Source organism: Streptomyces liliifuscus (assembly GCF_016598615.1).
GTDB lineage: Bacteria > Actinomycetota > Actinomycetes > Streptomycetales > Streptomycetaceae > Streptomyces > Streptomyces liliifuscus.
Map to the genome: position 1 here is coordinate 9,494,233 of NZ_CP066831.1, position 15,277 is coordinate 9,509,509.

Below are 15,277 nucleotides of genomic sequence, written 5' to 3' on the forward strand. Positions count from 1 at the left end.
ATCGCCGTCGGCAGCCTCCTTGGCTGGCGCCGCTAGAGCCGCTGATCGACGTCCGGCCCGGGCGCTGGCGGGTGCGGGCTCGGCGGGGGCCGGAGCTGCTCCAGCTCCGCTTCCAGCTCCCCGATGCGTGCTTCGAGGACGAGGTTCGCGGTGTAGAGGTCGCCGCACTTCTGTCGCCACACATCGGCGGCGGTTTCCAGGCTGATCTGCTGGTTCATCACGCCGCCTTGTCTGCGAGTGCGCGGTACCGGTCGAGGAGGTTGGTCTCGTTGAGGAACGGGTGCTGTGTGAAGAAGCTGTAGTGCGACACGATCGCGTTGCCGCGGATGATGTTCGGGCTGCCGGTGGCGAGCGGCCGGTGGATGGTGTGCCAGGACTCCTCCTCATCCGGAACCAGGACGCCGGGCTGGGGGAGTGCCGCGTAGTCCTCGCCGCGGCTGGCGAAGCAGCTGACGCTGAACTGGGTGCCGGGCTGGAGGCTGAAGTCCTGGTAGAGGTACAGGTCTTCGACGGTGCCCGCTTCGATGTGGGACAGCAGCAGCTCGTGCATCTTCACCGCGAACGCACCGTTGGCCCAGCCGTTCGAGTCCATACAGAAGAGGGATACGGCACCCCATTCCATGGGCACCTTCTGGCAGGCCTGGAGGAAGTGCGAGCAGATGGCGTTGTTCCAGATGACGGGGAAGACGGCGACCGGTGCGGGCATGTCGATGCGGGCGCGGACGAGGTTCTCGACGGCGTCTTCGTGCACGTAGATCACATCGTCGTCGAACCGCAGATAGATCGCGTTCGGGTCGGTCATCTCCCGGTACGCGAGGCCCGTCCACCTCTGCTTGGGCAGGTTGCCGAGGTCGACTCCCTCTGGCCGGTGCTTGAGGTGGAACCAGGGGAACTGCTCGGCGAGTTCGTGCGCGTAGGCGACGTCGCCTTCCTGGCCCGTGGGGTCGGTGTTCATGTACGCCCACACCTCGTCGACGAGTCCGCGGCGGACGTCCCGCTCCAGGTACTTGATCAAGATGCTGTAGGTACGGACGCGCCCGTAGGGGGTCCAGGCGATGACCTTCTTGCCGTCGATCACGGGGTCTCCTCAATGGGGGTAGAAGCGGTGGCTTGGATCGGGCCCTCGTCTGGACGGATGTGACGCCAGCACACCCACGGCTCGCGGCCGCGGGTGTCGCGTTCCAACTGCGTGACCGCGTAACACACCTCGTTGGGAAGCAGCGGCTTGGCGCAGCTCTCAATGGCGCACGGTTCGTTGGCCATGGGGCTGTGGTTGTGGCTGCTGCTGACGCAGCCCGTGTCCTCGATGAGGCAGGTCCACGGCATGGTCTGGGCCCAGGCGTCGTACTTGGTGTAAGTCTTGGTGTAGGTCACGCCTCGTCTCCTTTGTCTCGGTCGGGTTCGCTGAGTTCGCGGCTGTCGAGGCTGTGGTGGGTGTAGATCCATCCGTCGGGGCGGCCATCGCGCGCGATCGTTCGCGCGCGGGGCCCGCACGGGCAGTCCTCGCTGAAGTCGTGTGTGATCAGGTCGTCCAGCGGCACCGCATGCACGGCCGTGTCGCTGACCTCGCGCGCGAGCCACTGCCCGCTCACGCGGTCCTCCTTGTGGTGCGGTGCCGTGGCGGCCAGACGCCGGACTCGTCGGTCCACGGCAGCTCAGGGTGCAGCTCGCGGTACAGATCGACGGTGGCCGCATGCCACTCGCCGCGGCTGTCGGACAGCTGGCCGGGGTGAACGCGCACGAAGTACAGCGGCTGCTCCACTACCGCGTACCGAGTGAGTCCCGCCTTCCAGATGCGGATCCAGAACTCCCAGTCCTCCGCTGTGCCGTAGGTGCCGGGCAGCGTGGCCTTGAGGGAGTAGCCGCCGACTGTCTCCCACGTCTCGCGCCGGAACAGGCCCTTGTCGATGAGCGGCGGCCACATCGCGAAGTCTTCGAGCGTCGCGTCCGGCAGGGACGCCTGGACGGCATCCGCCTCGCCGAACTGCTGCGCGTAGGGGATAACGAAGTCCTGGCCGCCGTCTGCCTCCAGGGCCGCGACGCAGCGGGCAACGCAGTCTGGGTGCAGCTTGTCGTCGGCAGACGCGGTGAAGATGGCGTCGCAGCCGTCATCGAGCGCCAGCTGGGCTGCGGCGTTGAGGCTGCCGGCCCAGCCGAGCCGGCGCCGGTTGCGCGCCAGCCCGTCGTAGCTGTCCGGGTTTTGGCGCAGCCAGTCCCAGGTGCCATCGTCGCCGCGGTCCTCGACGATGTAGGTGTGGGCCGGATGCGTCTGGCGCCGGATGCTTCCGATCATCTCGGCGAGCCAGGGCAGGGCGTTGCGGGCGGGGATGATGACGCCGACTTTCACCACTGGTCTCCGATCCAGTCGAGGGTGGAGCGCACGCCGTCGATCCAGGGGACGGTGGGCTTCCAGCCGCGGACGGCGCTGATGCCGGTGTTGTCGGTGACGACGCGCTGCAGGTCGCCGGGGAGTCGCTCGTCGTGCAAAACATCGGGGCGGTGGCCTGTGTCTGTTTCCCAGGCGTGGAGGAGGTCGAGGAGGCTGAGTTCGTTGCCCGGCCCGCCGCCGACCTCGTAGGTGCGGCCTTGGTAGGCGTCGAAGTTCTCGACGATGTCGGTGAGTAGGGCCGTGAAGTCGTCGATGTAGAGGATGTCGCGGGACTGGGTGCCGTCGCCGTGGATGGTGATCTGCTGCCGGTTCCAGAAGGCGCGAAGAAACCAGGTCACCCAGCCGCTCTCGCTGGTGCCGTTCTGCCCAGGCCCGTACACGGTGGACGGCCGCAGGATGACGTGGGGCAGGCTATAGAGGTCGCCGTAGAGGCGTAGGTACTGCTCGCCGACGGCCTTCGACTGGCCGAGCGGGGCGATGAGCCCGTCCTCGCCGGGATGGACTTTCACGCTGGAGGTGAACAGGACGGGTATGCCGCCAGCGAGACGGGCTGCCTCGGCGACGTTGAACGTGCCGAGCGCGTTGTCGTGAAAGTCCTGCGCGGGGTTGGCCAGGCTGAACTGGGTTGAGCATGACGCGCCAAGGTGCACGATCAGCTCGGGTTCGTTGGCTCCGATAGCGCGGCGAAGACGGTCGATCTCGGCTGTCGACGTGCCGTGGCGCCTGTCTATCCCCACCACCGAGTGGCCGCGTGTTTCGAGTGCTGTGACGAGGTGGCCACCGATGAACCCGGCCGCACCCGTCACGAGGATCCTCATGGCCGCCACTCCTCGCGGTAGCCGGGACGGTCCGCGTAAGGCAGCGCGAGCAGGCGCAGCAGGAAGTCTTGGTACTCCTTGGTCACGTCACCGATCAGACCTTGCTCCTCCGAGGCGGCGCGCAGCTCCTCGTAGCGGGCGAGCACTTGCCGCTTGGCGGCGGTCTCCCGCAGCACCCGAGCCGGATCCCACTGTGCGATGTGGGTTCGGACCGCAGCCCCCTTGTCGTGCGCGGTCGAGACGACGATGTGCCCGTGGACATCCACGACTTCCGTTCCGCCGTAGTCCGAATAGCGACGGAACCACTTGTCACCCGCATCGCATGGCACGAGGCGCGGCTCCCGCTCGTGATCTGACACTGCCGCCCGCGCGATCCGCTCGTCCTCGTCGAGCTGCTCGCCGAGCCACCGCACCATTTCGTCACTCATGGCCCGATCGCCTCCTGCCACGCGATGCTGTTGGGTGCCTTCTCGCGGGCGTGGAGCGCAACGAGGGCGGCGAGGAAGTGCGTCTGCGCTTCGAGCAGCTCCATCCGTGACGGGGGCCACGGATCGTCGCCCTCGATGCCCCTCTCCCGATCCTCGGCAGTCTTCGGCTGGCCTGCGAGCAGCCGCTCACCCTCGCGGTAGTGCTCGGGTCCGTTCACGGTTGCGCCCCTTCCTCGGTTGGCGCGTGGGTCATGCCGAGCCGCTGTGCATCCTCGTCGCGGTGCCCCTCGACGAAGCTGTCGAGGCCGTCGACGGTGACCTCGACGCCGTTGTTGTAGATGGCCTTGATCCGGTAGTCCTGCTCACGGTTGGCTGGCACGCCCAGCGGGAACCGCACGAGGTCGCCTACACGGAAGTACTCGCTGTACCCGCGCTCCTGCTGTCGCTGCCGGAGCAGTTCTTCCATGGCGACGAAGGGGTCATCGCTCACGCCGCCACCCCTACGCGCGCGGTGAGCGCCGCTTCCCACTGCCGGTTGAGCGCCTGAAGGATCGACCCCGAGGCCTCCGCGCGGGCAGCCATGCCGATCCGCTGCCGCAGCCCCGGGTCGTCGACGAGGGCCTTCAGGTAGCGGCCCCACTCATGCTCACGCTTGACGAGGAACCCGTTCTCGCCGTGCCGGATCACCCGCCGGTACGGCTCAACGTCGGAGGCGATCAGCGGAATCCCCATGATCGAGGACTCCAGGAACTTGGTCGGATACTTTGCGGCGTTGAACGGGATGTCCCGGTACGGCGCCACCCACACGTCGAACGCCGACACCGCCTGAAGATAGTGCCCGAAGTTCTGCACCCAGCCCAACGCGCCCAGCCGCTGACCCCGCAGTCCGCAGGCGACCGCCGTCGGTGAGTCGATGCCGACGAGACGGACCTCAACCCCGCTCGGCCGCCGATACTCGGCGATCCGGTTCAAGGCACGTGCCACCCCGGGGAGTTCGTGCACGGTGGACGATGTGCCAGCCCAGCCGACGGACAGTACTTCCGGGTTGTAGTCGCGGACCTCGCCGAGGTATTGCGCCGGCAGCCCGTTGGGCACAACGCGGACGTCGCCGTGGTAGTCGCGCAGGACTTCGGCCAGCGGCTCCGAGCAGCAGGTGACGGTGTCGGAGATGGCGATGTTGTCGAGCAGGCCTTGCCGCAGGACGGGATTGGCCCACTCGCGCGCTACGGGGTTCGTGAAGTCGAGGTGGAAGTAGTCGTCGTCCAGGTCGAGGACCAACCGGATGCCGTGGTCGCGCATCTCCCGCCACGTTTTCGACGCGCCGGGCTTGGCGAGGCGGCAGCCGACCACCACGTCCAAGCCGTGTTCCCGCCAATCCTCGGGCAGGCGCATCCCGGCGGACGGCTTGTGGCCGATCCAGTCCAGGGACATGGCGGGGAGCACACCCCTATACATGCCTGAGCCGGAGCCGTCGGCGGTCCAGTAGTGCACCCTCACTGGGTCGCCCGATACCCGGGGAGCCAGTTCTCCGCGTACCAGGCGACGACATCCGTGATGCCGTCCTCCAGGTTGACGAGCTTGTCGGCGCTCATGTCGACAAGGGGCAGCGTGGCGGTGTCTGCGGTGACCTGCGCGCCGGGGATCTCGCCGGGCCGCATCGGCAGGTGCGTGAGAGGGACTTCGTCGAACCCCAGATCGGCGGCGGCCTTGATGGCGAGTTGGGCGACCTCGTTGACGGTGTGATGCTCCGCTGGTCCCACTTCGACTGCCCGGTCGAGGACAGCGCCTTCGGCGGCCTTCTCCAGGGCGGAGACGAGGGCCTTGGCGCCGTCGGTGACGTGGACCATGTCGGAGACCTGTTCGCCGTCGCCGTAGACCTCGATGGGCTGGCCAGTGAGGGCGCGGCACACGAACGAGGGCGTGATCTTGCGGACCTTCGCCGGGCCGAACGGCGGCGCTACGCTCTGGCGGGGGCCGTAGGCGTTGACGAGTCGGACGATGTTGCAGCGGGTGTCGCGCTCCTTGTTGAACATGGCGACGAACCGCTCGACCGTGGTCTTGCTGATCGAGTAGGTGTTCTGCATCCAGTGATTGCCGACCCCGATGTAGACACCGGGGATGCCGTACTGAGCGATGGCTTCAAGGAAGTTGAGGCCGCCTTCGACGTTGGTCTTCGCGGCGGGGCGCGGGTTCTTGATGGTCTCCTGGGTGCCGAGGCAGGCGGCGAGGTGGATGATCCCGTCGACGTGGGCGGCGAGTTCACACATGGCGGTCTCGTCGCGGACGTCACCCATGCGGACGGGGTGTCCGTGGGCGGTGCGTCCGGCGGTGTCGAAGATGACGGGCTGGTGGCCGCGTGCGACGAGTTCGTGGACGACGTGCCCACCGATGAACCCGGCCCCGCCGGTGACTCCGATCTTCATGCCTGCTCCTTGCTGTTCGAGGTGTCGCCGATCCAGCCGTGGGCGGTGGCGAGGTCGGTGATGTCGTCGCAGGGCCAGTGGTGGCCGTCGTGGTTGCAGACCTGGAGTCCGTGGTGGGCTCGCTGGCAGCGGACAACGCAGTTGGTGGAGCCGCTGGAGTGCGGTGTGTGTCGGGCGAGGACGCGGCGGTCGGCATCGCAGCGACGGAGAGCAGCGGCAGGGTCGTCGACGGGGGCGTGTTGGAGGTATCGCCCTTCCTCGTCGAGTAGCAGCCTGCCTTCGCGAGCCTCACGTTGGCGCTGCTCTACCTGCTGGGTGATCCAGTCGTGGAGGTCGGTCACGTCTGCCCCCACGGTGATGCCGCCTGCGCGGCGCGGGTGACGGCGTCCCAGAACTCCCGCGCGGCCGTGTCGGGCTGGTAGTTGGGCCCGGTGGTGATGTTGCCGTCGGGGTGGATGCCGACGAGGAGCGTGCCGTCGTCCTCGTGCAGGGCGATCGCGAACTCGGGTTCGGTCACGGCGTCTCCGGTGGGCTGAGGGCCTTGATGGTGGGGCAGTGCTCGTAGCCGCAGGGCGAGCTGTCCGTGGTGCTGCCATCCCAGCCGGAGCATTCGGCGCAGATGGTCACGCCGTAGTGGTCGACGGGGCGGTGGAGTTGGCGAACTCTGTAGATAGCCGCGCGCGCCTCATGGAGTTCTTCAATGGCGCCGAGATGGTCATCGAGGAGGCACTTCTGATTGACATCCCACGCACCGAGGACCGCTTCGGCGATCTGGAGGCGCCGGGCGGGTGTCGCTCGGTTCCACTTCCAGATCCACTGGGCCGGGGTGGGGATCACCCGTTCATCGGTGTAGGGCTCTTCCCCTTCAAAGAACTGGGCGAGCCGCACTCGTGGGTCTTCTGTTGAGAGTTGCCGGTCGGCATGCGGGCAGACCTTGCAGTGGTCGCACTGGCTGTGTCCGTCGGGGCAGTCGCAGCGGGGGCAGCGGCGCCCGGAGTCCTGCTGGTCGGCGAGCGCTTCCGCGTCGTCCTGGGTGACCTGGAACAGGTGGCCGCACGGCTGGAAGATGACGGGGACCGGGCTGGCCGCGAAGCTGACAACCTCATCGGGGTGGCCGACTCGGATGCGCTCGGGGGGTGTCGAGCAGGCCGGGCAACCGGGTAGCGGGCCGCCGATGTAGGTGTACGGCCGGGACAGGAACTGGTGTCCCCGCCTGCGGGATCGCTGGAGGCGGTCGATCGCTCGGGCGACGGGGGCGAGCGCGTGCTCCTTCATCGGCTGCTCCGTGCGCTAGTGGGCGTGTAGTCGATGCGCACGTCGACGGGCTGGGTGGGGAGCAGCACGAGGAACGAAAACAGCAGGCCCAGCCCGTGGCAGATGACGGTCACGACTCGGCTCCCGCTCCCCCGCCACTGGCGGCCAGCACGGCGCGGGCCAGAGCGGGCACCCACTCCTGGTCCTCGGGATAGTCGTGCAGCGCGATGTCGACGTCGTTGAGGCCGTAGTTGTCGAACGGGAAGTCCCGGATGACGGCCTCAACTCGCTGCTGGAGTGAGGAGGCGTCGGTGGTGTCAGCCATGGGCTTGCTCCTGTGCGGGTGGCGTGTGCGGGTTGGCGCGGGTGTTGAGCGGCGGGGGTGCAGACCCGCACGGCCACACCCCCACCACAGATCCTCTGAGCCAGGACCCGACATCACGATACCTGTGATTCGTAGGTGAAATGAGGGTTCACGGCTACGATTTGAAGGTGACCCCGCCGTGAAGGGAACCCGCATGGCCACACCGCCCCCAGCAAGAACCTTCCTGCAATGCCTCATCGACGAAGGCGTCTCCGTCGTCGAAGTCGGGGGCTGGGAAACGCGCAACCGAAACCACAAAGGCCCGTGGGGTCCGGTCCAGGGCGTGATGATCCATCACACCGTGACGTCCGGCAGCAAGCGCACGATCGAGATCTGCCGCAACGGATACAGTGGCCTGCCCGGACCGCTGTGCCACGGCGTCATCACCAAGGACGGCCGCGTCCACCTCGTCGGCTACGGCCGCGCCAACCACGCAGGCCTGGGAGACGACGACGTGCTGCGCGCCGTCATGGACGAGCGGGCGCTCCCCGCCGACAACGAGGCGAACACCGACGGCAACCGCCACTTCTACGGCTTCGAGTGCGAGAACCTCGGCGACGGCGACGACCCCTGGCCGGACGCCCAACTCCTCGCCATCGAAAAGGTCGCCGCAGCGATCTGCCGCGAACACGGCTGGACCGCACGCCGCGTCATCGGCCACCTCGAATGGCAGCCCGGGAAAGTCGACCCCCGCGGCTTCACGATGGCGGCCATGCGGGTTCGCGTCGACAAGCGACTCGGCATCCCGTCGAAGCCCGTCACCCTGCCGAAGCCGCAGAAACCCGTCGTCGACCTGTCCAAGCTCGTGGCCGCCGCGAAGTCGAACCCTTCAGCACAGGGGAGCCCGGTCACCTACTCCGGTGTGCGCATCGTCGAAGCCGCGCTCGTCGACGCAGGCCTACTCGCCAAGCCCCTCAGTGACGGCCACTACGGCACCGCCACCGTCACCGCCTACGCCAAGTGGCAGCGCTCCAAGGCCGGAGGCGGCTACACCGGGCCCGACGCCGACGGCATCCCCGGCAAGACCAGCCTCACCAAGCTCGGCGCCAAGTACGGATTCACCGTCACCGCCTGAACCGAAGGAACCCGCCCATGAACGTCAGCCTCGACTCCGCCTACTGGCTGGGCCTCGCCATCAGCGTCGCCCTCCCCGTACTCGTCGGACTCGTCACCACCCGCGTCACCCACGCCGGAACCAAGGCCGTGCTCCTCCTCGCCCTCACCGCAGCCAACGGCTTCCTCGTCGAACTCCAGGCAGGCGGCGAAGGCTACGACCTCGGCACCGCAGTCACCCTCACCCTCGTCTCCTTCGGCACGGCCGTGCTCAGCCACTTCGGCCTGTGGAAGCCCACCGGGGTCAGCGGCGCCGCGCAGGACCACCTCGTCACCAGCCGCAGCGCGCTGCACTCAGGCTCCTGACGCACGCCCCACCGTCCACTCGCACTTGGACTGGACCCAGTGAATGAACGCGACCGTCACCCTGGTCGGCGGGCTCATGGCGCTCGTCGGCGTTCTGGCGACGGCGACGGTCGCATACCTGGGAAAGCGCGGCGAGAACGCGCTGACGGGCTACACCAGCCTGACGGATCAGCTACAGGAAGAGCTGGCCACCAAGAAGCAGGAACTCGTGGACAAGAACACCCTGTTGACCGCGAAAGACGCGGCACTCGCCGAAAAGTCCGAGCAGCGCGCCGCAGACCAGGCGGAGATCACGCGGCTACGGGGCCTCGTGTGGCAGCTCGGAGGCGATCCGACGTGACCCGCACTCAGCGCACACTCGCCCTCCACTGGCGGGGCCTCGCCACAGGATGCGCACTCATCGCCCTGTTCGGCATTGCCGCCATCCTGTGGGCGCGCATCGACTCCGGCGACCGCAAGGCCGAACAGCTTGCCACCGAAGCCGACCTCCGCGGCACAGCAGTCTCCACCCTCGCCGGAGACGTGCGCGCCCTACGCGAACAGGTCAAAGCCCGGGGCGGCACGCCCGTCGCCCCCGACCCGTCGAAGGCCGTCGAAGACCTGCCCGACCGCGCCGAAGTCCCCGTCCCCATACCAGGCCCGCCCGGGCCGAAAGGTGACCCCGGAAAGCCCGGAACCCCAGGGGCATCCGGACCGCCCGGATCATCGGGCGAGAGCGGCACCGACGGGCAGGCCGGCGCCAGCGGCATCAACGGAACCGACGGCGAACCAGGCCCGGCAGGACCACAAGGCGAGCCTGGACCAGCCGGGCCCCAAGGTGAGAAGGGGCCGCAGGGAGAACGCGGCCACGACGGACAGACCTGCCCCGACGGCTACTCGCTACAGGCCCCGAGCTACGACCCCGACGCGCTTGTCTGCCGCCGCGACGGCGCACCGGATCCCGGAGGCAGTCCGGCCGAACCCCAAGGCCGCGGTCTGCTCGGGCTGGCCGCACTCGCAATGACCGCCTCGTACCGGAAGCTGTAAGGAGACTCCATGGCTGACATCACCTTCAACATCGCACTCGGCAAGGTCGCATCGCTGGCCGCACTGACAGGCGGCGCAAACGACGCGCTGATCATGGTGCCCCTGGAGGCTACCGGGCTCGTCGCCGACTCGGTGATGCGGGACTATGACACGCTGTCCGATCTGCTGGCAGGCGCCTCCAACGAGCAGGCGACCATCGGCCGCAAGACGCTCACAGGCGTCACCGTCAACGTCAACGACACGGACAACCGCATAGACCTCGACGCGGACGCCGTCACTTGGACCGCCCCGACCGGCAACCCCGTAGGCGCCCTGGTGATCTGCTACGACCCAGACACCACCAGCGGCACCGACGCGGACCTGATCCCGCTCACCAAGCACGGGATCACCTGGACCCCTGACGGCAACAACTTCACCCTGAACATTGCCGACTTCTTCCGCGCCAACTCCGCCGCGTAACGGAGACCCGCCCGTGCCTGGGGGTACGCCGTGACGAGTTTCACCGACGACTTCGACCGCGCCGACTCCAGCGACCTGGGGGACGGCTGGGTTGAGGTGTCCGGCGACTGGTCGATCGTCTCCAGCCAGCTCTCGCCGGGTTCGGCAGGCGGCACGATCATCCTGCGCGCCAGCGGTGCGATGGCATCCGACGACAACTACGCACAGGTCACGATCGCCGCCACGGTGGCAGCCAGCCAGGGCGTGTGGTGCCGGGGCAACAACAACATCTCCTCCGGCTATCTGTGGCGCAACGACGGCAGCACCTGGAACTTGTTCTCGGTCGTCGGCGGTTCGTTCAGCGTGATCGGCACCTATGTGGCAGCGGCTGTGCCGGGCGATGTGGCCAAGGTGCAGGCCGTCGGATCGACGATCAAGGGATTCGTCAACGGCGTCGAGCGAGTCAGCGTCACGGACACCTTCGTCGCGACAGGCACCAGTGTTGGCATCCGCTCAGAGTCGACCGGTGCGCTCCGCTATGACGCCTTCACTGGGGCGGACGTGTCCGCCGCCGTGACCCTCGGCGTCGCCAGCAGCGTCGAGACAGCCCAGCCGCTTACCGCGACGAAGACGGCCGCACTCGGCACCGCCATGGAAACCGACGGCGCGCAGCCGCTCGTCGGGGCCAAGACCGTGACGCTCGCGACAGCCGTCGAGCAGGACACCGCGCAGGCCCTCGGCGGGGCGAAGACGGCCACGCTCGGTGTCGCGGCTGCCACGGAGGCCGCGCAGCCTCTCACCGGGTTCGTCACGGCGACACTCGGCACAGCTACCGCCGTCGAGACGGCACTGCCGCTCACCGGCAGCAAAACCGCCACGCTCGGCACTGCAGTCGAAGTCGACACGGCGCGCCCGCTCACCGCGCAGTCCACCACCGTGCCCAGCCCCGAACGCACCTTCAGGATCCCCGCCGAGCGCCGGCGCCGCACCGTATCGGCCGAGCACCGCACCCTCACCGTGACCGCCGAGGCACGGACCTACACGATTCAGAGGTAGCCGCATGGCCGACAGCTACGTCAAAGACCCGGCGGCCCGCCTGGACTACACCTGGGACTGGTCCGCATGGCTCGCTGAGGTCGCCGACACCATCAGTTCTGCGACGGTCGCGGTACCTGACGGGCTTACGGCCGTCGGGGCGCCCGTCGTGGACGACGGGTTCGTCACCCAGCGGATCTCGGGTGGCGTCCTCGATGGCGCCTACACGATGGTCTGCCAGATCACCACCGCCGGGGGCCTGATCGACGAACGGTCGATCTACCTCACGATCAGCAACCGCTGAGGAGTGGAGTGCGATCCATGACCGATGACGAGCCTTCGCCCTTCTGGCTGTCGCCGCACCCGTTCCTCGAACCCGACTGGCCGCCGGGTGAGCCCGGCGAGTGAGAACGCGCAACCGCCCCCGCTCTTCCTGCCTCACGGCGGGAGGGGCGGGGGCGACTTCGTCGTCACGTGGAGCGTGCGGGATCATTGGCTAGTCGGCGAGCCACATCGTGTACACGGTCTCGCTGGCTCCGTGCGCCTTCGCTGTGAAGACGTGCACCGACGGAACCGGTAGATCCTCGTCGAACACGGGCGGCTCGCCAGGAGTGAGCGTGAGCCCGGGCGCCGACGCTCGGTTGTACGGCAGGCCCTCGCCGCCTAGGGCGGCCTCCAGCGAGAAGTCGCACATCGGCGCGCAGGCCGAGGCGGGCGCGCCGAGCTGTTCAAGGATGCGCCTCGCCTGCGACTCGCAGCGCACGATCGCCTCAGTGCCGGTCGGGATCAGGTGCAGGGATAGGTGCAGCCGGGGAGCTGGCCCGCGCGTGAGCGGATCCAGGTAGCCGTCGTGCTCGACCGGCTTCACCGAGAGCGCGAGCTCGATGCCGGGCGACGGCTCGACGGTGATCTCGTCGTCGCCGATCGCGAGACGAACCCAGTCGACGGTGACAGCGGTGGCGGTCGTCATGCCGCGAGGGTAGCGCGGGGGAGTTGTTCGGGCTGGGGATCGGCATCCGTACCGAACAAGAGGTAGCGCACAACGTTCCCTCAGGTGCTGTCAGTTGCCCCGCAGGGCTGTTCATCAATCGGTCGGAACGTGAACCTGAACCGTGATCTTGCTCAACTCGGCGTTCAGCAAGTCAAGTTGTTCAGAAACTCGTTCATCAACCTGGTAGTGTTCAGAATGACTACCGACACGTTTGATGAACGAAGGGGGATGTGGATGGCCCTAGTTGGCCTCGTTCGCGTCAGTACCGACAAGCAGAACGTCCAGCGGCAGCACGACGCCCTCGACCCGATCTGCCTCAAGGTCTTCGAGGAGAAGATCAGCGGCAAGCTCACCGCCGAAGAGCGTCCCGCCCTCACGGCAGCCATCGAGTACCTGCGCGAGGGCGACATGCTCTGCGTCCAGGAAGTCGACCGCCTCGGCCGCAACCTCCTCGAAGGCCTGATCGTCCTCAACGACCTCTTCGAGCGCGGCATCTCCGTCAAGGTGCTCGAAGGCATCGCGGCCGGCGACCACAAGGAGCGGTCCCTGATCCTCGACCTCGCACTGGCGCTCGCTGAAGACCGTCGCCGCGACATCGTGAAGAAGACGAAGGACGGGCTGGAGTCCGCCCGGAAGCGGGGCCGCGTCGGTGGACGCAAGCCCGTCATGACGGAAGCCCTGACTGTGCAGGCCGCCGCGCTACGAGACCGCGGCTTCACAATCCGGCAGATCCAGCCGCACCTACGGATCGCGGAGGGTGCGAGCAAGGGGAAGAACCCAAGCGTGGGTGCCATCTCCCAAGCGCTCCAGGCCTACGACGCAGATCAGGCGACGGCGGCTTCGGTGGCGTCCCAATGACCGTCTACATCACGAAGCGCGGCGACCGCTTCCACTCCCGCCCGGACTGCGGCTCGATCGTCGGCCCACAGCGGACGGCCGTCACCAGGGGCTACCAGGTCTACCCGGTCGAGGAGGTCTCCCGCGCGGAGGCCGAGTCTCGGGGCAAGGGGACACCTTGCCCGCAATGCGGCCGGTAGCCGGCTCGGTCGGGTCGCAACCCGTTTCAGGGTCCGGAGCCGGGCGTACTCTGGGCGTGGCTGCCCCATCGGGGGGCGGCTTCGATCTAGTCCCGTAGGAGGACTCCATGGCTTTGAGTGCCTTGGCGCGCCAGTTCGCCGCCGAGATCAAGAATCACGACTGGTCGGACGCGCCGTATCGGGCGGACCGCGCCGGCCATAACCGGGAACACGACAATCGGGCCGTCCCGAAGCTTGAGGACCCGCAGACGGACAACGTCCGCATGAACGTGATGTGGGTGACCGCGCAGGTCCTCGGCTACCAGGACCCGAGCCTCAAGCTCTTCGAGTTCGCCGAGGCGTGCGGCGTCAACATCTACACGTCGCGCGGCGCGAAGAGCGGCGTCATCACGTCCGGGGTCCGCACGAACGACGACGGCCACTACGCCATCCCTGGAACGCCCGACAGCTACTAGGGTCGCCAGCGCGAGAGCCCGCCCCCGATATCGCCGGGGGCGGGCTCTCGCACGTCACGCCTGCGGCTGGAGTGCTTCCCCCGGCTTGGTCTCGACGACCCGCACCTTCGTGCACCCGCCGGCCTCCAGCTCGACCTTCCGCCCGTCGGCGCTGGGCTTGTCGTAGCTAACGACGGATGCGCGCGGCGTGCCGTCGGGGTCGGTCCACAGGATCCCGTAGTTCTTCATGCTCGCATCATCACTGGTGGCACTGACATCGGATTCAGCCCTCGATGCCGAGTTCCGTGTCGGGCCGGCAGTGCGTGCACGCATCGACCCCTTCGGCGAGCGCCTGCATGGCCTGCTCGCGGGTGACGCCCCGGCTGCGCTTGCCGGCCATGTGGCAGTCGCCGGCGTGCACGTATACGGGGTGCCCGCCGTTGAGCCCTTGCTCGATGGTCCAGTCGGGTGCGGGCGGCTTCCGCTGCTGGCCGCGTTCCCGTTCCGCCTGCCGCTGCTCTTCGGCTGCGATCCACTGTCGGGTGCGCTCCAGGTCGCGTTCTTGTACGCGTTCGAGGAAGCGCAGCTGGTCGAGGCGGGACGGTGCGGGGTCGTTCACGTGTTCGATTCTATGGCTTAGGATCTCCACCGGCACACCGGGGACAGGAGGCGGCATGGACGACGAGGCGATACTCCGGTTCCTCGCCGTCGACCCGGCCACCCTGAAGCCGGCGCCACCACCCCGCCCGCGCCCGCCGGAGCTGTGGGATCGCATCGGCCTCAACCCGGTGCAGTGTTCGGCCTGCGACAACCCGGCGTGGACGACCCGCATCATCACCGCCCCAGGCCTGGGCTTCCGCTGGCTGGACCAGTGCCGCGACCACGCCATGGCCGTCATTGCGGCCCGCCCGAAGCGCCCGCCGGTACCGCTGGCGGACACCCTGGCGGTGCTGCAGCGGGCGGCCGAGGAGGCTGGGCTGCGGATGCGGGTCATCGCCAGCAGCGACATGGCAGGCTGGCTACGTGAATGACCAGCGATTCCACCTCACCCTGCTCTCCGGTGCTCGGCCGGTGGCGCACGGCTGGTGGGCGAGCAGGGCGACGGCAGACCGCAAGTTCAAGGCCTGGATCGGCGAGTTCCCCGTCAGCGATCCCCGGCTCACGCTGGTCGACGAGGAGACGGGCGCGACGTTGACGACCTGGCCCGACGAGACGTAGGGC

30 protein-coding genes are annotated in these 15,277 nt (G+C 68.1%); 12 read left to right on the forward strand and 18 right to left on the reverse strand.

Translation table 11 applies throughout. The annotated features are described in order from the left end of the window. Positions 1 to 32: 32 nt before the first annotated feature. The 15 genes from JEQ17_RS41255 to JEQ17_RS41325 form a co-directional block, all read right to left on the reverse strand. Positions 33 to 218 (reverse strand): hypothetical protein, encoded by a 186-nt coding sequence (locus JEQ17_RS41255; protein WP_200400017.1) that lies wholly within the window; start codon positions 216 to 218, stop codon positions 33 to 35. Next, positions 218 to 1,078, reverse strand: a complete 861-nt coding sequence (locus JEQ17_RS41260) for a hypothetical protein (protein WP_200400018.1) — start codon at positions 1,076 to 1,078, stop codon at positions 218 to 220. The genes JEQ17_RS41255 and JEQ17_RS41260 overlap by 1 nt, the downstream gene beginning before the upstream one ends. Beyond that, positions 1,075 to 1,374: a hypothetical protein gene (locus tag JEQ17_RS41265; RefSeq protein WP_200400019.1), complete on the reverse strand. Its 300-nt coding sequence runs from the start codon at positions 1,372 to 1,374 to the stop codon at positions 1,075 to 1,077. The genes JEQ17_RS41260 and JEQ17_RS41265 overlap by 4 nt, the downstream gene beginning before the upstream one ends. Continuing rightward, complete coding sequence (locus JEQ17_RS41270; protein WP_200400020.1) at positions 1,371 to 1,592, reverse strand: hypothetical protein; 222 nt, start codon at positions 1,590 to 1,592, stop codon at positions 1,371 to 1,373. The genes JEQ17_RS41265 and JEQ17_RS41270 overlap by 4 nt, the downstream gene beginning before the upstream one ends. Beyond that, positions 1,589 to 2,347, reverse strand: a complete 759-nt coding sequence (locus JEQ17_RS41275) for a glycosyltransferase family 2 protein (RefSeq protein ID WP_200400021.1) — start codon at positions 2,345 to 2,347, stop codon at positions 1,589 to 1,591. Before JEQ17_RS41275 ends, JEQ17_RS41270 begins: the two co-directional genes overlap by 4 nt. Continuing rightward, positions 2,344 to 3,207 carry an NAD-dependent epimerase/dehydratase family protein gene (locus JEQ17_RS41280; RefSeq protein WP_200400022.1) on the reverse strand — a complete coding sequence of 288 codons (864 nt, stop codon included), beginning with the start codon at positions 3,205 to 3,207 and terminating at the stop codon, positions 2,344 to 2,346. The genes JEQ17_RS41275 and JEQ17_RS41280 overlap by 4 nt, the downstream gene beginning before the upstream one ends. Further along, positions 3,204 to 3,635 carry a DUF6221 family protein gene (locus tag JEQ17_RS41285; RefSeq protein WP_200400023.1) on the reverse strand — a complete coding sequence of 144 codons (432 nt, stop codon included), beginning with the start codon at positions 3,633 to 3,635 and terminating at the stop codon, positions 3,204 to 3,206. Before JEQ17_RS41285 ends, JEQ17_RS41280 begins: the two co-directional genes overlap by 4 nt. Further along, positions 3,632 to 3,853, reverse strand: coding sequence for a hypothetical protein (locus JEQ17_RS41290; RefSeq protein WP_200400024.1), 222 nt, complete (start codon positions 3,851 to 3,853; stop codon positions 3,632 to 3,634). Before JEQ17_RS41290 ends, JEQ17_RS41285 begins: the two co-directional genes overlap by 4 nt. Beyond that, positions 3,850 to 4,125, reverse strand: a complete 276-nt coding sequence (locus tag JEQ17_RS41295) for a hypothetical protein (protein ID WP_200400025.1) — start codon at positions 4,123 to 4,125, stop codon at positions 3,850 to 3,852. Before JEQ17_RS41295 ends, JEQ17_RS41290 begins: the two co-directional genes overlap by 4 nt. Beyond that, entirely contained in the window at positions 4,122 to 5,126 is a 1,005-nt protein-coding gene (locus JEQ17_RS41300) for a glycosyltransferase family 4 protein (RefSeq protein ID WP_200400026.1), read from the reverse strand. The genes JEQ17_RS41295 and JEQ17_RS41300 overlap by 4 nt, the downstream gene beginning before the upstream one ends. A gap of 2 nt (positions 5,127 to 5,128) precedes the next feature. Beyond that, a complete protein-coding gene (locus JEQ17_RS41305; RefSeq protein ID WP_200400027.1) occupies positions 5,129 to 6,058 on the reverse strand; it encodes an NAD-dependent epimerase/dehydratase family protein in 930 nt (309 codons plus the stop codon). Continuing rightward, positions 6,055 to 6,399 carry a DUF6221 family protein gene (locus JEQ17_RS41310; protein ID WP_200400028.1) on the reverse strand — a complete coding sequence of 115 codons (345 nt, stop codon included), beginning with the start codon at positions 6,397 to 6,399 and terminating at the stop codon, positions 6,055 to 6,057. The genes JEQ17_RS41305 and JEQ17_RS41310 overlap by 4 nt, the downstream gene beginning before the upstream one ends. After that, positions 6,396 to 6,575, reverse strand: coding sequence for a hypothetical protein (locus JEQ17_RS41315; RefSeq protein WP_200400029.1), 180 nt, complete (start codon positions 6,573 to 6,575; stop codon positions 6,396 to 6,398). Before JEQ17_RS41315 ends, JEQ17_RS41310 begins: the two co-directional genes overlap by 4 nt. Beyond that, positions 6,572 to 7,333, reverse strand: a complete 762-nt coding sequence (locus tag JEQ17_RS41320; protein ID WP_200400030.1) for a hypothetical protein — start codon at positions 7,331 to 7,333, stop codon at positions 6,572 to 6,574. Before JEQ17_RS41320 ends, JEQ17_RS41315 begins: the two co-directional genes overlap by 4 nt. Before the next feature lie 109 nt (positions 7,334 to 7,442). Continuing rightward, positions 7,443 to 7,637 (reverse strand): hypothetical protein, encoded by a 195-nt coding sequence (locus JEQ17_RS41325; RefSeq protein WP_200400031.1) that lies wholly within the window; start codon positions 7,635 to 7,637, stop codon positions 7,443 to 7,445. Positions 7,638 to 7,830: 193 nt separating this feature from the next. Between JEQ17_RS41325 and JEQ17_RS41330 the strand changes: the two genes are divergently transcribed. The 7 genes from JEQ17_RS41330 to JEQ17_RS41360 are packed head-to-tail and all read left to right on the forward strand — an operon-like array spanning position 7,831 to position 11,898. Then, positions 7,831 to 8,751, forward strand: a complete 921-nt coding sequence (locus tag JEQ17_RS41330; RefSeq protein WP_200400032.1) for an N-acetylmuramoyl-L-alanine amidase — start codon at positions 7,831 to 7,833, stop codon at positions 8,749 to 8,751. Positions 8,752 to 8,768: 17 nt separating this feature from the next. Continuing rightward, positions 8,769 to 9,095 (forward strand): hypothetical protein, encoded by a 327-nt coding sequence (locus tag JEQ17_RS41335; RefSeq protein WP_200400033.1) that lies wholly within the window; start codon positions 8,769 to 8,771, stop codon positions 9,093 to 9,095. 43 nt (positions 9,096 to 9,138) lie between these two features. Beyond that, positions 9,139 to 9,435: a hypothetical protein gene (locus JEQ17_RS41340; protein WP_200400034.1), complete on the forward strand. Its 297-nt coding sequence runs from the start codon at positions 9,139 to 9,141 to the stop codon at positions 9,433 to 9,435. After that, on the forward strand, positions 9,432 to 10,121 hold the full coding sequence (locus JEQ17_RS41345; protein ID WP_200400035.1) for a collagen-like domain-containing protein: 690 nt from the start codon (positions 9,432 to 9,434) through the stop codon (positions 10,119 to 10,121). The genes JEQ17_RS41340 and JEQ17_RS41345 overlap by 4 nt, the downstream gene beginning before the upstream one ends. Positions 10,122 to 10,130: 9 nt before the next feature. Then, positions 10,131 to 10,580 carry a hypothetical protein gene (locus tag JEQ17_RS41350; protein WP_200400036.1) on the forward strand — a complete coding sequence of 150 codons (450 nt, stop codon included), beginning with the start codon at positions 10,131 to 10,133 and terminating at the stop codon, positions 10,578 to 10,580. Positions 10,581 to 10,610: 30 nt separating this feature from the next. Beyond that, entirely contained in the window at positions 10,611 to 11,615 is a 1,005-nt protein-coding gene (locus JEQ17_RS41355) for a hypothetical protein (RefSeq protein ID WP_200400037.1), read from the forward strand. A 4-nt stretch (positions 11,616 to 11,619) separates the two neighbouring features. Further along, positions 11,620 to 11,898, forward strand: a complete 279-nt coding sequence (locus JEQ17_RS41360) for a phage fiber-tail adaptor protein (protein WP_200400038.1) — start codon at positions 11,620 to 11,622, stop codon at positions 11,896 to 11,898. Positions 11,899 to 12,090: 192 nt separating this feature from the next. Here the strand turns inward: JEQ17_RS41360 and JEQ17_RS41365 are convergent, their stop codons facing one another. Further along, entirely contained in the window at positions 12,091 to 12,564 is a 474-nt protein-coding gene (locus JEQ17_RS41365) for a hypothetical protein (RefSeq protein ID WP_200400039.1), read from the reverse strand. Positions 12,565 to 12,819: 255 nt separating this feature from the next. On the opposite strand from JEQ17_RS41365, the gene JEQ17_RS41370 reads away from it, so the two are divergent. The 3 genes from JEQ17_RS41370 (at position 12,820) to JEQ17_RS41380 (ending at position 14,077) form a co-directional block, all read left to right on the forward strand. Then, a complete protein-coding gene (locus JEQ17_RS41370; protein ID WP_200400040.1) occupies positions 12,820 to 13,443 on the forward strand; it encodes a recombinase family protein in 624 nt (207 codons plus the stop codon). After that, positions 13,440 to 13,622 carry a hypothetical protein gene (locus JEQ17_RS41375; protein ID WP_200400041.1) on the forward strand — a complete coding sequence of 61 codons (183 nt, stop codon included), beginning with the start codon at positions 13,440 to 13,442 and terminating at the stop codon, positions 13,620 to 13,622. Before JEQ17_RS41370 ends, JEQ17_RS41375 begins: the two co-directional genes overlap by 4 nt. Before the next feature lie 107 nt (positions 13,623 to 13,729). Beyond that, complete coding sequence (locus tag JEQ17_RS41380) at positions 13,730 to 14,077, forward strand: hypothetical protein (protein WP_200400042.1); 348 nt, start codon at positions 13,730 to 13,732, stop codon at positions 14,075 to 14,077. Positions 14,078 to 14,131: 54 nt separating this feature from the next. Here JEQ17_RS41380 and JEQ17_RS41385 read toward each other — a convergent pair whose 3' ends face one another. Together JEQ17_RS41385 and JEQ17_RS41390 are read right to left on the reverse strand one after the other, a co-directional pair. Then, positions 14,132 to 14,305, reverse strand: coding sequence for a hypothetical protein (locus tag JEQ17_RS41385; protein ID WP_200400043.1), 174 nt, complete (start codon positions 14,303 to 14,305; stop codon positions 14,132 to 14,134). 34 nt (positions 14,306 to 14,339) lie between these two features. Continuing rightward, a complete protein-coding gene (locus JEQ17_RS41390) occupies positions 14,340 to 14,675 on the reverse strand; it encodes a DUF6233 domain-containing protein (protein ID WP_200400044.1) in 336 nt (111 codons plus the stop codon). Between the two features lie 55 nt (positions 14,676 to 14,730). Between JEQ17_RS41390 and JEQ17_RS41395 the strand changes: the two genes are divergently transcribed. Next, on the forward strand, positions 14,731 to 15,087 hold the full coding sequence (locus JEQ17_RS41395; protein WP_200400045.1) for a hypothetical protein: 357 nt from the start codon (positions 14,731 to 14,733) through the stop codon (positions 15,085 to 15,087). Continuing rightward, the gene (locus JEQ17_RS41400) at positions 15,080 to 15,274 is read left to right on the forward strand and encodes a hypothetical protein (protein WP_200400046.1); all 195 of its coding nucleotides are present in this window, start codon (positions 15,080 to 15,082) and stop codon (positions 15,272 to 15,274) included. The genes JEQ17_RS41395 and JEQ17_RS41400 overlap by 8 nt, the downstream gene beginning before the upstream one ends. Positions 15,275 to 15,277 lie beyond the last annotated feature (3 nt).

Bases quoted from the DNA above. Each gene is read 5' to 3' on its own strand.
- JEQ17_RS41320 (WP_200400030.1), bottom strand. From the start codon at position 7,333: ATGAAGGAGCACGCGCTCGCCCCCGTCGCCCGAGCGATCGACCGCCTC.
- JEQ17_RS41325 (WP_200400031.1), bottom strand. From the start codon at position 7,637: ATGGCTGACACCACCGACGCCTCCTCACTCCAGCAGCGAGTTGAGGCC.
- JEQ17_RS41335 (WP_200400033.1), top strand. From the start codon at position 8,769: ATGAACGTCAGCCTCGACTCCGCCTACTGGCTGGGCCTCGCCATCAGC.
- JEQ17_RS41380 (WP_200400042.1), top strand. From the start codon at position 13,730: ATGGCTTTGAGTGCCTTGGCGCGCCAGTTCGCCGCCGAGATCAAGAAT.
- JEQ17_RS41305 (WP_200400027.1), bottom strand. From the start codon at position 6,058: ATGAAGATCGGAGTCACCGGCGGGGCCGGGTTCATCGGTGGGCACGTC.
- JEQ17_RS41340 (WP_200400034.1), top strand. From the start codon at position 9,139: ATGAACGCGACCGTCACCCTGGTCGGCGGGCTCATGGCGCTCGTCGGC.
- JEQ17_RS41280 (WP_200400022.1), bottom strand. From the start codon at position 3,207: ATGAGGATCCTCGTGACGGGTGCGGCCGGGTTCATCGGTGGCCACCTC.
- JEQ17_RS41330 (WP_200400032.1), top strand. From the start codon at position 7,831: ATGGCCACACCGCCCCCAGCAAGAACCTTCCTGCAATGCCTCATCGAC.
- JEQ17_RS41285 (WP_200400023.1), bottom strand. From the start codon at position 3,635: ATGAGTGACGAAATGGTGCGGTGGCTCGGCGAGCAGCTCGACGAGGAC.
- JEQ17_RS41385 (WP_200400043.1), bottom strand. From the start codon at position 14,305: ATGAAGAACTACGGGATCCTGTGGACCGACCCCGACGGCACGCCGCGC.
- JEQ17_RS41375 (WP_200400041.1), top strand. From the start codon at position 13,440: ATGACCGTCTACATCACGAAGCGCGGCGACCGCTTCCACTCCCGCCCG.
- JEQ17_RS41395 (WP_200400045.1), top strand. From the start codon at position 14,731: ATGGACGACGAGGCGATACTCCGGTTCCTCGCCGTCGACCCGGCCACC.
- JEQ17_RS41360 (WP_200400038.1), top strand. From the start codon at position 11,620: ATGGCCGACAGCTACGTCAAAGACCCGGCGGCCCGCCTGGACTACACC.
- JEQ17_RS41365 (WP_200400039.1), bottom strand. From the start codon at position 12,564: ATGACGACCGCCACCGCTGTCACCGTCGACTGGGTTCGTCTCGCGATC.
- JEQ17_RS41255 (WP_200400017.1), bottom strand. From the start codon at position 218: ATGAACCAGCAGATCAGCCTGGAAACCGCCGCCGATGTGTGGCGACAG.
- JEQ17_RS41350 (WP_200400036.1), top strand. From the start codon at position 10,131: ATGGCTGACATCACCTTCAACATCGCACTCGGCAAGGTCGCATCGCTG.
- JEQ17_RS41370 (WP_200400040.1), top strand. From the start codon at position 12,820: ATGGCCCTAGTTGGCCTCGTTCGCGTCAGTACCGACAAGCAGAACGTC.